Source organism: Tardiphaga sp. vice304, from assembly GCF_007018905.1.
Classification (GTDB): Bacteria; Pseudomonadota; Alphaproteobacteria; order Rhizobiales; family Xanthobacteraceae; genus Tardiphaga.
The window spans coordinates 2504948-2517591 of sequence record NZ_CP041402.1; the positions used below are offsets into that span (position 1 = coordinate 2504948).

Sequence of the window (12644 nt, forward strand, 5' to 3'; positions counted from 1 at the left end):
CAGGGCATTTGCAGCCCACTTCGCTTGATTGATCAGGACCCTAAGGGCAAATACCGGTTATCGGAATGCGACAACTAGCCTGCCCATATACGCAGCCGTGTGTTGCATGGCGGTGACATTTCTGAACGGCGCGGCGGTAGTTTTGTAGGATCGTATGCCGTCGCACATGCGACGGCCTCGCAGGATGCGCCGCGTCCTTCGAAGCTCGCCGCAGACGGCGAGCCCCTCAGGATGACGGCGGCTGAGTTGTTGCTAATCGGAGCTAGCGGTTCGTGTTGACCGGTTTGCGCTTCTCGATGAAGGCGGCCATGCCCTCGCGGCGGTCGTCCAGCGCAAAGGTGGCGTGGAACAGGTCGCGTTCGACCTTGAGGCCTTCATGGAGCGGTGTCTCGAAGGCGCGGTTGACGGCGTCCTTGGCCATCGACGCCACCGGGCGCGACATGCCTGCGATCTTCTCGGCCATCGCGATCACTTCTTCCATCAATTTGTCCGCGGGCACGACGCGGCTGACGAGGCCTGCGCGTTCGGCCTCCGCGGCGTCCATCATGCGGCCGGTGAGGCAGAGATCCATCGCCTTCGACTTGCCGATCGCGCGCGTCAGGCGCTGCGTGCCGCCGATGCCCGGAATGGTGCCGAGCGTGATTTCCGGCTGGCCGAATTTCGCGGTGTCGGCGGCCACGATGATATCGCACATCATCGCCAGTTCGCAGCCGCCGCCGAGCGCGTAGCCGGAGACGGCAGCGATGGTCGGCTTGCGGCAGGTGGCCACGCGGTCGCCGCCGATCGCGGTGAAGTCGCTCTGGTACATGTCGATGAAGGTCTTCGGCTGCATCTCCTTGATGTCGGCGCCGGCGGCGAATGCCTTCTCGCTGCCGGTGACGATGATGCAGCCGATGGCGTCATCGGATTCGAGATCGTCGATCGCGATTTTGATTTCGCCGAACACGCCGAACGACAGGGCGTTGAGCATTTTCGGACGGTTGAGACGGAGGATGCCGACGGCGCCGTGGCGTTCGACGAGGATGTGTTCGAAGCTGCTCATGTTTCTTCCCGCATGTTGTTGCCGGCCTGGTGGGCGCGGCGCAATGTGGGCGAAGACGGCAGTCGGTTCAAGCGCGGAACGAGCCTCGATCGGATCCCGCCGCAGCGGCGCGAAAACGCCGCAACGCAACCGGACCTGACCGCTTATCAGGCAAAGAACATGCGGGCGGCGGACGCCATCGTCAGCAGGCCGCCGAAGGCAATGAAGATCTTGCCGATCAGCGAGGTCTTGTCCCAGGTCGAATTGTCGATCGAGTTCACCTCGGCGGCGGCCGGCGCGTCGAGCGTGGCGCTGGCCAGCGTCAGCGCGGGGCGGGGCTCGATGGCTGCGCGGTCGATCTCGTTGAGTTCGTCGGGCGACACCACCTGCGCGCCCGTCGCAGCGACCGTGGTGGCGTCCCGATGCGACTCGGCGCCCACCGATTTGATCAGCGCATCGGCCTGCAGCGGACTGGGCTGCGCCGGCGTGGCGGCGGCAAAGGGATCGGCCACCGGCTCGGTCGGCCATTGCGCATTGGCGTTGGCAATGGCGGGCGACAACGCCGCCTTGCCCGCCTTGCTGGTGTCTTCGGAAATGACGACCGCGGGCGCCGCATCGTCGGAGGCCGCAGCCTTCGCGGCCTTGACCTTTTCGGTGCGGGGAGACGCGCCTGCCTTCTTCTTCGCCGCCGGCTTGGTGAATTTTTTCAGCGCGATCGGCTTGCCCACCGGGGCCTCGGCGGCGGCGGCCGGTTCGGCTTCCTGCGCAAAGCCTGGCGCGGCAAAGCCCGCAAGACTGATCCAAAGCCCGGTGGCCAGGCTCAACGCTGCGCGTCGGTTGATGTGGATGTTCATGGCCATCTCCGGATCTGCCCGCTTTCGATGGGCGCCAAGGGAAGCTGCGCGCGTGTTCACAGCAGGGCAGAAAAGGGGAATTTTCTTGCAATGGCGGCAAAACCGCTGGTGTCCCCGGCGTTATGCCCAGGCCTTCAAACAGTGCTAAGAGACGGCCCGGCCTGCCGGACCATTTTCCCGCCGTATTCTGGGCAGGTGCCGTAACAAATCGAAAACCTGGCCGTAGGGCTTTGCAGGAGCGTGCGTGCGCGGACGTGACGACGAATGGACCGATTGGATGCGGTCGGCCAATGCAGGCGATGAGGCGGCCTACCGGCGGCTGCTGGTGTCGGTCGCGCCGGTGCTGCGCGCCGGCGCGCGGCGCGGCCTGGCGCGGGCCGGACAGCCGCCGGACCAGGCCGAGGATATTGTGCAGGACATCTTGCTGGCAGTGCATCTGAAGCGACACACCTGGAAGGTCGACGCGCCGTTCGCGCCGTGGCTGTTTGCGATCGCACGCAACAAGCTGATCGATGCGCTGCGCCGTCGCGGCCGCCGGGTGTTCGTCAACATCGACGATTTCGCCGAGGTGTTGCCTGGCGCGGAGCCGGCCGAGACATTGCCGGCCGGCGAACTCGCCACGCATCTGGCGGGACTGCCGGCGCGGCAGCGCGAGGTGCTGCAGTCGATCGCGGTGGAAAGCGTCTCGATCAGGGACACCGCGCGAAAAATGGCGATGAGCGAAGGCGCGGTGCGGGTGGCACTGCATCGCGGGCTGGCGAAGCTGGCGTCCCAGTTGCGGAAGGAATGATCATGGATACCGAACGCCTGATCCGGACCCTGGCCGCCGACGCCGCGCCGCGCCGCCCGGTGGGCTTGTGGTTGACGGCCGCGCTGCTGCTCGCGCTGCCGGTCGCTGCGCTCATTATGCTGTCGTCCATCGGCCTGCGCCCGGATATTCGCAGCGCCATGCGGACGCCGCTGTTCGATCTGAAATTCGTGGTGACGCTGGCGCTGGCGATCCCGGCGCTGGCGATCAGCCTGCATCTGTCGCGGCCGGAGGCGACGCTGCGCGGTCGCGGCTGGTGGCTGCTGGCGCCGCTGGTGATCCTGGCGCTCGGTGCTGCCGCCGAAATGGCGATGCCGGACCGGCTGCCGATGGGGGCTCGCTGGATGGGCCACAATGCGATGCTGTGCCTGAGCGTGATCCCGTTGCTGGCACTGCCGATCCTGGCGGCAGCGCTGCTGGCGTTGCGCCAGGGCGCGCCGTCACGCCCGGCGCTGGCGGGGGCGGTGGCGGGACTGCTGTCGGCGGGGCTGGCGGCGACGCTGTACGCCGCGCATTGCATCGACGACTCGCCGCTGTTCGTCGCGACCTGGTACACATTGGCGACCGCACTGGTCGCCGCGATCGGCGCGCTCGCCGGCGCGAGATGGCTGAAGTACTAGCGTCGATCTGTAGCCCGGATGAAGTCGGCGTGCCCATTGGCACGGCGACGCAATCCCGGAATGGCGATCGTGGGGCGTGGCCGGTCCCGGATTGACATCCGGGCTACGAAGTTACTTCGCCGCCGCCGACCTGCCGCGCGCGGCACTCGCGATGTCGCCGTTCAGCTCGGCCGCGTAGTCCTTGAAATCGACTTCCAGCGTGTAGCGCGCAGACGGAAGCCAGGTGTGCAATTGCTGCTGGTGGAAGCTGCGGACTTCGAGCGCCATCTCGGCGACATCGGGCAGCGTCACCCGGCCGGACAGCACGGCAGCGATCCAGCGGGCCTGGATCTCGACCAGCGGAATCGTCGGGCCGATCGGCTGCACCAATCCGGCGAAGAACAATCCGGGCTGGTTCGGCGGCGCGATGCGGCGGTACAGCTCGACCATGCCGCCATTCTCCGGCACGGCAAAGATCTCCGGCGCCAGAAACGGGAAGCTGGTCTTGTAGCCGGTGGCGTAGATGATGGCGTCGAACGGCTCGCGACGGCCATCGGTGAACACCACGGCATCGCCGTCGAGCGTCTCGATGTTCGGACGAAACGACACCCAGCCGTGGCCGGCATAGGGTAGCAATTCCTGACTCAGCGTGGCGTGCTCGCGCCACATCGGATGCTTCGGCTTGGGCACGCCGAACCGGGCCTGGTTGCCGACCGCCAGATAGATCAGCCGCGCCATGATCCGGCGCGCCACCTGCGTCGGCAGTCTGAGTTGTCGCGTCAGGAAGGCCGACCAGCGATCGACCGGGATTCCCATCAGATATTTCGGCATGATATGCGCGCCGGTGCGCGTCGACAGGGTGACGTGGCTGGCGCGCCGGCACAGGTCGACCGCGATATCGACGGCAGAATTGCCGATCCCGACCACCAGCACCTTCTTGTCGTCGAACGGCTGCGCGGTGCGATACTGGCTGGAATGGATCGTCGTGCCGGAGAACGTGCCGGGAAAGGACGGCCAGCGCGGATCCCACAGATGGCCGTTCGCGACGATCACCGCGCCGTAGTGGCGGGTGTCCTCGACGCCGTCCTGCATCGTGGTGACGCGCCAGCCGAGCCGCTCCTTGGCGACCGCGGTGACCTCGCAGTTGAAGCGGATCGAGGAGCGCGCATTGAAGCGGTCGGCGTAGGCCTCCAGATAGGCCAGCAGATCCTGGTGCGACAGGAAGTCCGGTTTGTCGGCGGCAATCGGAAAGTCGGAATAGCCGAGATTTTCGCGGCTGGTGTCGATGTGCAGGCTGCGATAGGCGCAGGACAGGCCGTTGTCATTGCCGTAGCGCCACATGCCGCCGATGTCGGAGCCCTTCTCGCAAATCTCGAAGGCGAGCCCCTTGTCGTTCAGCGCCTTGGCCACGGCGATGCCGGAGGAGCCGGCGCCGATGATGCAGATGTCGGCGGAAGTCTGGGTCATGCCGCGGATTTGCCGGTTGCGAGGAAGGAAAGATAATTCAGGACGATATCATCGAAACTGGTGTCGGCAACGAGGCCGACTGAGGGCGCACGGGTGGAAATAAAGCCTTTCGGCCAGCCATCGACAATTTTTTTCAGCGCGGCGTCCGGTGCAAAGCCGATATCGGGCGGGCCGATCACGCGGCCGATCGATTCCACGATCTCCATCATGTTCACCGTCAGACCCGGCTGGTTCAGCATACGCTTGCCGCGCAGCCTCACGGGGTCGGCATCGTGCAGCGTGATCAGGTTTTGTACCGCGGTCTGTGCCGAGACGACGGCGACCTTGGTGTCGGGCCGCAGCGGACAGACCGCGGGGCGGCCTGCGGCGCTGTCGCGCACCATCGCTGCGATACGGTCCGACACCGATTGCGTCGGCGGGCCGGGATGCACCAGCACGATCGGCAGCCGCAGCGCCCGGGCATCGACCACGCCGTGCCTAGTTGCGTCCGACAGCATCAGCTCGGCGATTGCCTTCTGTGTGCCATAGGAGGTCTGCGGACGTTGCAGATGGTCGTCGTCGACATGATCCGGCAGCAGGCCGCCGAATACGGCAATCGAGCTTGGAAAGATCAGCCGTGGCGCTGCTTCCTTGTTGCCGATCGCGCCGATCAGTTCCGCCAGCGCCGAGACGTTGATGGCCAGACTATGGACCGGATCCAGTTCGGCGGCGCTGGCCAGCACGGCGGCGAGATGAAACACGCTGTCCGGCTGCCATTGTGCGATCGCCTGTAGCGTCGCGGGCGAGCTGAGGTCGGCCTGCAGCGGCTTCAGCCGGCGATCGGAGCAGGCCGGCAGCCTTGTGTCGAGCAGCAGGATCTCCGCGATGGCTGCGGTTTCGCCGGCGCGGTTCTTGAGGTGCCCGTTCTGCAACAGAACGCGCGTCAGGGTCTGGCCGATAAAACCGCCGGCGCCGGTGATGAGAATCCGCATTGTGGCCGTCCCGCAACCATGATCCCGCGCGGCGGCACAGGCCGTCTCGCCGCGACCACTATCAAGCCGGTCGCGCGCAAGTCGATGCCCGATGTCGGATGGCAGATCAGCGCTGTGGGCGTTGCAAGAATGCGTCGCACTGGCAAAAGCGCTGCCGGCCGCGGCGGCCCGTGCGGGCTGCGCTCAGGCCGGCAGTTGCGCCGTGGCCTGTTGCATGCGGTGGAAGCGCAGCACCTGTTGCGCGGTCGATAGCCGCAGTCGCTCGTAGAGGTCCCGGTCGACGTCCGTGGCCGACAGCACCCCGCCTGACAGTCGCCCGCGCAGCCGGATGATGGCCTTGACGGTCACCCATGAAAACCCGGCGACCTTGCTCAGGACGAAGATGCCTTCGTTCCGGGATTCGATCATCATGGTCTCGGCGACGATCACCGGCACATTGGCGAGGAAGGCCAATGCAGCGTTGGTCTCGTCGAATTTTCCGGCCTCGGCGAAGGCCGATACTTCCGCCTCGTCGAGCCGGCCATCCTCGAACAGCGATCGCACCAGGCCGTGGGCGATGCTGCTCTGGGGGGGGGACGCCGGCAGGGGCCTCGCGGGCGCGCCGCGTGACTTCCGCCACGGCGTGCGAAACCTCGTTGGCATAGTGCGGATGCGCCGCTTCCAGCCGCTTGCGGACCGAGGCCGAGGCCCGGGCGACTAGTTGCAGATAGTGATGCCGCGGAATCGACGGGCGCAGACCGACGCAGGTGGCAATGGCGTCGTCGTGCTCGGCCCGCGACAGCAGCGTGGTGTAGCCCTTCTCGGAAAATTCGGCGCCGGGATTGGACGCCGTGCTGCGCACCACCTCGGCATCGCCGCGCTCCACCAGCGCTTCGGTGACGGCGCCGCTCAACAGTTTGCGGAGCGAGATCGCCAGCAAATGGCGCTGGCTCTTGGTGCGGGCGTTCTCGATCAGGGCATCTTCGTCGAGCCGCCGGGACTGCGACAGCATTGGCCCTGCGACCTCGATCAGGTCGTCGAACGCCAGCGTGCGGACGATGCGCGGCGGCGCGCTATCGACCGGCGCGAGGCGTTCGGCCAGCATTATCCTGGCCGCGCTCTCCATGTGCACGACCAGGCATTCGAACACGTCGTCAAACATGGCGAGCAGTTCGTCGGTACAGGGAACGGCATTGTCCAGGAACAGGTCAGTCACGCGCCGCAACGTCTCGACCCGGCGTGCCACCGTGCCGTGGGCAAGAGCTGTTTGCAGTTCATCGAGTAAGCTGACTGCCAAAGCGGGTTTCGACATCGTTGTCTCTGTTCTGGAGGCTTCGCGAAGCTGAATTTCCTGAAGTAACGGCAGCGTTTCTTGTTGCCGGACCAGGGTTGTGGAGACGACCTAGTTGCTTGCTATCAAGTTACGTCCTCCGGCCTTGGCGGCGTAGAGCGCCGCGTCGGCGCGGGCCAGCAGGGTGACTGGCAATTCGTCGGGCGCAAGCGTCGCGACGCCGGCCGAGATGGTCACGCGCAGGCCATGGGAAAACGCGCTCCAGTCCAGCGTCGCGACGATCATGCGCAGCCGATCGAGCATTTGCACCGCCATATCATGCGGCGTGTCCGGCAGCACCAGCAGGAATTCCTCGCCGCCATAGCGACCGAATTTGTCGATCGAGCGAATATTGGCGAACATCGTGATGGCGAAGGTGCGCAGTACTTCGTCGCCGGTCGGATGGCCATAGGTGTCGTTGATGCGTTTGAACCAGTCGAGGTCGATCAGCGCGACCGAGCAGGGCGACTGGCTGCGTTGCGCGCGGACCGCTTCGTCGCCGAGTATCCGCATGATGCAGCGGCGATTGTAGGATCCGGTGAGCTCGTCGAGCTCGGCCAGCTCCTCGATTCTTTTATAGGCGGCTTCCAGTTCGATGCGGCGGCGATACAGCGCCCCGCGCATCGAGCCGGCGAACACGCCGATATAGATCACACGGGCTATGGTGAGCGAGAAGGTCATCAGCGTGGCGAAGCGCTCCTGGCCGTTGGCGACCGGCAATAGCAGCGGCAGTTCGGCGAGCCAGTACAGCAGCACGACGCCGGCGCTGATCACCAGCCAGACGATCAGGCCCTGCCGCGGCGTCGCGCGCATGCCGGCCATCTGGGCGACCAGCAGCAGCGCCAGCAGAAACACTACCGCCACCTGCGGGGCGATAGCGATGAAACTCAGCAGCAGCAGCAGCGTCGCGGCGGCATAGGGCAGGGCGAAGGAGTGGTCATTCCAGCCATCGCTGATGCCGCCTTCGGACAAGCCCCAGAATATCCCGAGGGTGACGGCGACGCAGCCGGCGAAACCGAGCGCGACAGGCGCGGAGACCGTGCCGGCGACCGCGAACATCGTCAGCAGGACGATGTTCGCGGCATGAAAGGTGGCGGCGACGATCAGGGTGTGGCGCCGGTGTCGCCGTCGCCGCTCCAGCGATTCGGCAAGGAGCTCGCCGTCAACGGAATCGAAATCGCCGTTGTTCGGGGTCAGGATGGCGGAAAGTGCTGCGGTCATGTTCTCGCTACCGTCGTGTTAATGGAACCTTACCGCCGAATCCCTTTAGGTTTGGTAACCCGTGCAACCCGACGCATCTTCCTGGCCCTCAATTGTCCGGTAGGCGACACATGGTGGGATGCTGAGCAAGTGATATCAAGTGATATTGAGTGGTTGGACGGCGTGCGGAGCGGGACCGATTTCCGGGGGGCCCGAGAGAATCGTTCCCGATTTCCGACAAGGTATCCGGATCCGGTAGTCTCAGATGAACCTTTTTCGGTGCCGATTGACCTAATTTAGCCGGACTTGCGCTGCCCGGCCGGGGATAGTGATGCCGGATGGTCAAGCGGGGTGAGGTGGCCGCCCTATCCTGAGCTTCTGCGCGCCTGTCCGCAGGACGCGCTGCGCATGCCGTGCGTCTGCAAAGCCGATGCTGCCGGTTGAACCTGTTATGTTTTTTCCCCGACCAATCCAAAGAGATGGCCATTGAGCGCGACGCAGGCGACATCGGACGACCTGCTGATCGGGCGAATTGCGCAGGGCGACCGGCTCGCGATGCAGGTGCTCTATGGTCGCCATCATGTTCGGGTGTTTCGCTTCGGCCTGCGGCTGGTGCGGGACGAGCAGATCGCGGAGGACCTGATCAGCGAAGTTTTTCTCGACGTCTGGCGCCAGGCCGGCAAGTTCGAAGGCCGGTCCGCCGTTTCGACCTGGCTGCTGGCGATCACGCGGTTCAAGGCGCTGTCGGCGCTGCGCAAGCGCCGCGACGCCGAGCTGGACGATGATACCGCCAACGCGATCGAGGACGATTCCGACGATCCGGAAGTGGCGGTGCAGAAGAAGGATACTGGCGCCGCCTTGCGCAAATGCCTGACGGCGCTGTCGCCGGAACATCGCGAGATCGTCGATCTTGTCTACTACCATGAGAAGTCCGTGGAAGAGGTCGCAACGATCGTCGGCATTCCGGAGAATACCGTGAAGACGCGACTGTTTTATGCGCGCAAGAAGTTGGCCGATCTGCTCAAGGCAGCCGGCGTGGAGCGAGGCTGGCCATGATGGCAATCAGAAACACGGTTCAGGACGAGCAGCCCGGCGAGATCGAGGCGCTGCTGCCGTGGCATGCCGCCGGCACGCTCAGCGCCCGCGACACCCGCCGCGTCGACGAGGCGTTGGCGGCAGATCCCGACCTCGCCCGGCAATACGAAGCGATCCGCGAGGAATATGCCGAAACCATCCTGCTGAACGAAAGCCTCGGCGCGCCGTCGCTGCGCGCGATGCAGAAGCTCTTTGCCGCGATCGACGCCGAGCCGGCGCGCACCAGCTCGGGTTCGGCGAGCTTGTCGAGGCGGCTGGCCGGGTTCTTCGCGGGCCTGTCGGCGCGCACCTTGATGGCCTCGGCGGCGGTCGGCGCGCTGGCGCTGGTGCTGCAGGCCGGCGTGATAGGCACCATGGTGATGCAGCGCGGCGATGCCCTGGTCGAGACCGCGGCCGAGCCTGCGCCCGCGCCGCCCGGTTCAGCGGCGATCATCACCCGGTCGATCGCGCCGGAGGCCGCGCCCCGCCTCCTGGTGCGCTTCACGCCGGCGGCCCGGGTGTCGGATATCACCGCGCTGCTCGACACCTATCAGGCGACCATCGTCGATGGCGGCAAGGCCGGCCTGTTCCGGCTGCAGCTCGGCCGCCTGCCGATGACCAAGGAGCAGGTCGCCGGCTGGGTCAGCCGGCTGTCGAACGAAAAGATCGTCAGCTCGGTCACAGCCGCGCCGTAGGCGCCTTCCACCCGGCAGGGGGGCTGGAAACGCCCGCCGGTGACGGCGAGGCTGGCTTCTGCCCTCGCACGGCGCTTCACCCATCCGTGTAAATATTTTCGCGCTGACGGCATGAACGTTTGCCGGCCGGGCTTCGACCTACTGGTGTGGGAGCGGTCACCCCTCCCCGATGGCCGATCGGCGCAAGCGCCCATCATCAAGCGCCTGATATGGCCTGACCCGCCCGGCTGTCCCCCCGGGCGGGTCTTTCGTTAACTCGTTGCTAACCATCTTTGACCCATGATCCGCCTGCGGCTTGACTTGCCGGACGTCAGGCGTGGTTGGGACCAAGGGCAACTGCGGGAGTGTCCAATTTTGGACACATTTCGCTGGACCCCGGGAACTTTTCCTCCGACCATCATCAGGTCTCGGCAATCGATTCGTGTGTTGCTTTTTGCGTCCGTTTCCCTCTCGCGGACATTTCCATGTCATTGCAGTCTGAATCCGTTACCGGGCGGCAGCTCGTTGAGCGCTGGGCCGACCTCGCCGAACGCCGGCTGGACTACCTGACCGATCTTTTCGAGAGCGGTCGTTGGCGCCGTTTTCATACCGAGGTCGATTTCCTCGACAATATTCGTGAAGCCAAGGCCGCGGCCGATCGCTGGCGGGGTATGGCCACCCAGGAGGCGACCGCCGACAACCAGCCGGTGACGTGGTCCTGGCTCGACCGGCCGGACGGCGTGCCGAATTCATATCAGGGCCGCGTGCTGCACGAGGTGCCGCGGGCGCCACGCGGGGTCCAGGCCCCGACCGTCGTCGAACTGGCCGCGGAGGCGCCGGCCCTGCAGCCGCCGGCCGAGCCGCTGCGTGCCGCGGCGCCGCACGCCGACTGGCGGCGCGCGCTCGATCCCGACGTGCTGGGCGAGCGCTATCCGATGCTGCGGCCGACGATGTAACGGATCGCCTGTCGCGTCGTCACGCAGGGGGGCGTGCCGTTCATCCGGGCTGCGATCAGCGCACCACATTTCCCGACAGGGCGACCTGGGCATATTTCTGCGCGCCATCGGCGGTGAGGTCCGGCGTCACCGGCCTGGCGTGGTCGAGCCCGACCACGGCGCCGCGCGGCGCGCCGGAGATCAGGTTGCCGCTGATAGCCGCCGTGCCGGCGCCGGGCATCACCGAGACGCCGATGCCGACGAAGGCATTGCGCACCACATTGCCGGTGACGGTGACGTCCCGCAGATACTTGCCCCAGCCGGCGACGATGCCGAACGACGGCGCATTCTCGATGACGTTGCCGGTGACCGAGGCATCTGCCTCGATATAGATGCCGACGCCGGCATCATCGTCCGGCGCGGTGCCGATCGGGCGCTTCGGGCGCAGGTTGCGCAAGATATTCCCTTGCACCACCGCGATACGGCCGCCTTCGTTGAAGTTGCAGACGGAGACGCCGACCGCAGCCCCATCGACGGTATTGTTCGCGATCACCGCGGCCTCGAAGGCGAACTCGGAATACAGCGCGACTTCGCGGACGTCGCTGACGCTGTTGCCGGAGATCTGGATGTTCGACGCCGAATTGCCGCGCACGGCGGAGTAGTCGCAATTCTTGATGCGGTTGCCGCGCACGATCACATTGCCGGCACGATACGCATTGATCGCGTTGCCGAACTGGCCGGAGCCGCCGGGCCCCGCCTTGATGTCCTCGATGCGGTTGTCGATCACCAGCGTGCCGTCGTCGCCGATCGCGCTGCGCAGGATCTCGATGCCGTTGACGCTGGTGCGAAGGATGGTGTTCTGCGCCACGACCAGGCCCTGCGCGTCCAACGAGACGACGGCGGTGGTCGCGATGTCGGTGAAGCTGTTGCCGGAAATGGCCCCCGCGATGTTCTCAAGCCAGATGCCGGCAAAGCCGGATCTGGTGATGTCGCATTCGCTGATGCGCAGATCCTTGCCGGCTGTGCAATGGACAAGGCCGCGGCGGTTCGGCAGCTTGATATCAGAGCCGTCGAGCACCAGGCCGCTGAGGCCGATGTGATCGGCGCCGTCGCTGGCGAGCAGGGAGGCGCCGCCGGAAAATTTCAGAATGGTGGCGCCGCGCACGCCGACCAGTTGCGTGCCGGTCGAAAGCCTGAGCGGGCCGCTGCGGTAGGTCCCGGGCGGCAGTGCCAGCGGCACCTGCGCGCGCGCGGCGTCGTCGATGGCCCGCTGCAGCGCGCGGGTCTGGTCGTCCGGACTGTTCGGCCGCACGCCATATTGCGTGACGTCGCGGCCGAGCGCCGAGACCGGCGGCGCCGCGCGCGCGGCATCCGTCGTCATGGCGATCGCGCCGGCGGTGAGGCCGGCTGCGGAGGCATTGAGCAGCTGGCGGCGATTGACGTCCATGGCGTGGCTCCCGGGGGATCGCACTGCTATAGGCAATCCGGCGCCACTGACCATGCCGCGCCGCAGCCCGACAGGCGAGAGCACAAGCCGTCGATTGTTGGCAGTAGGGTTAACTGCGTGGCTGCGGCCGCGGAGGAATGCCGCCGTCGCGTGTCCGAATTCGCGCCGTTGAATTGGAACAACGTGGCGCGTGGTCTCTTGGATTACCGAAGGCGGTCGTTTCCGTCCGGAATTACCCGGCGGTATAGCGCGACGCCTGCCTGTGCTCTCCGTCCACCGCGACCA

11 protein-coding genes and 1 pseudogene are annotated in these 12644 nt (G+C 66.0%); 5 read left to right on the forward strand and 7 right to left on the reverse strand.

Annotated elements, in window-relative coordinates; all coding sequences use genetic code 11:
• Window positions 1–262: 262 nt before the first annotated feature.
• Together FNL56_RS11785 and FNL56_RS11790 are read right to left on the reverse strand one after the other, a co-directional pair.
• A complete protein-coding gene (locus FNL56_RS11785) occupies window positions 263–1042 on the reverse strand; it encodes an enoyl-CoA hydratase (RefSeq protein WP_143572901.1) in 780 nt (259 codons plus the stop codon).
• A gap of 146 nt (window positions 1043–1188) precedes the next feature.
• On the reverse strand, window positions 1189–1875 hold the full coding sequence (locus FNL56_RS11790; protein WP_143572902.1) for a hypothetical protein: 687 nt from the start codon (window positions 1873–1875) through the stop codon (window positions 1189–1191).
• A 244-nt stretch (window positions 1876–2119) separates the two neighbouring features.
• Between FNL56_RS11790 and FNL56_RS11795 the strand changes: the two genes are divergently transcribed.
• Window positions 2120–2665: a sigma-70 family RNA polymerase sigma factor gene (locus tag FNL56_RS11795; protein WP_143572904.1), complete on the forward strand. Its 546-nt coding sequence runs from the start codon at window positions 2120–2122 to the stop codon at window positions 2663–2665.
• 2 nt (window positions 2666–2667) lie between these two features.
• Complete coding sequence (locus FNL56_RS11800) at window positions 2668–3303, forward strand: NrsF family protein (RefSeq protein WP_143572906.1); 636 nt, start codon at window positions 2668–2670, stop codon at window positions 3301–3303.
• Between the two features lie 111 nt (window positions 3304–3414).
• Here FNL56_RS11800 and FNL56_RS11805 read toward each other — a convergent pair whose 3' ends face one another.
• From FNL56_RS11805 to FNL56_RS11820, 4 genes and pseudogenes are all read right to left on the reverse strand, one after another.
• On the reverse strand, window positions 3415–4749 hold the full coding sequence (locus FNL56_RS11805; RefSeq protein WP_143572907.1) for a flavin-containing monooxygenase: 1335 nt from the start codon (window positions 4747–4749) through the stop codon (window positions 3415–3417).
• Window positions 4746–5720 (reverse strand): NAD-dependent epimerase/dehydratase family protein, encoded by a 975-nt coding sequence (locus tag FNL56_RS11810; protein ID WP_143572909.1) that lies wholly within the window; start codon window positions 5718–5720, stop codon window positions 4746–4748. Before FNL56_RS11810 ends, FNL56_RS11805 begins: the two co-directional genes overlap by 4 nt.
• A 183-nt stretch (window positions 5721–5903) precedes the next feature.
• Window positions 5904–7011: pseudogene (locus FNL56_RS11815) on the reverse strand (DUF2336 domain-containing protein).
• 90 nt (window positions 7012–7101) lie between these two features.
• The gene (locus FNL56_RS11820; RefSeq protein ID WP_143577840.1) at window positions 7102–8250 is read right to left on the reverse strand and encodes a GGDEF domain-containing protein; all 1149 of its coding nucleotides are present in this window, start codon (window positions 8248–8250) and stop codon (window positions 7102–7104) included.
• A 465-nt stretch (window positions 8251–8715) separates the two neighbouring features.
• Here FNL56_RS11820 and FNL56_RS11825 point away from each other — a divergent pair, with 465 nt between their 5' ends.
• The 3 genes from FNL56_RS11825 (at window position 8716) to FNL56_RS11835 (ending at window position 10933) form a co-directional block, all read left to right on the forward strand.
• Window positions 8716–9285, forward strand: coding sequence for a sigma-70 family RNA polymerase sigma factor (locus FNL56_RS11825; RefSeq protein ID WP_143572914.1), 570 nt, complete (start codon window positions 8716–8718; stop codon window positions 9283–9285).
• Window positions 9282–9998 carry a hypothetical protein gene (locus FNL56_RS11830; protein WP_143572915.1) on the forward strand — a complete coding sequence of 239 codons (717 nt, stop codon included), beginning with the start codon at window positions 9282–9284 and terminating at the stop codon, window positions 9996–9998. The genes FNL56_RS11825 and FNL56_RS11830 overlap by 4 nt, the downstream gene beginning before the upstream one ends.
• A 464-nt stretch (window positions 9999–10462) precedes the next feature.
• Window positions 10463–10933, forward strand: coding sequence for a TIGR03809 family protein (locus tag FNL56_RS11835; protein ID WP_143572916.1), 471 nt, complete (start codon window positions 10463–10465; stop codon window positions 10931–10933).
• 55 nt (window positions 10934–10988) lie between these two features.
• Here the strand turns inward: FNL56_RS11835 and FNL56_RS11840 are convergent, their stop codons facing one another.
• On the reverse strand, window positions 10989–12359 hold the full coding sequence (locus tag FNL56_RS11840) for a TIGR03808 family TAT-translocated repetitive protein (protein ID WP_143572918.1): 1371 nt from the start codon (window positions 12357–12359) through the stop codon (window positions 10989–10991).
• Window positions 12360–12644: the final 285 nt, after the last annotated feature.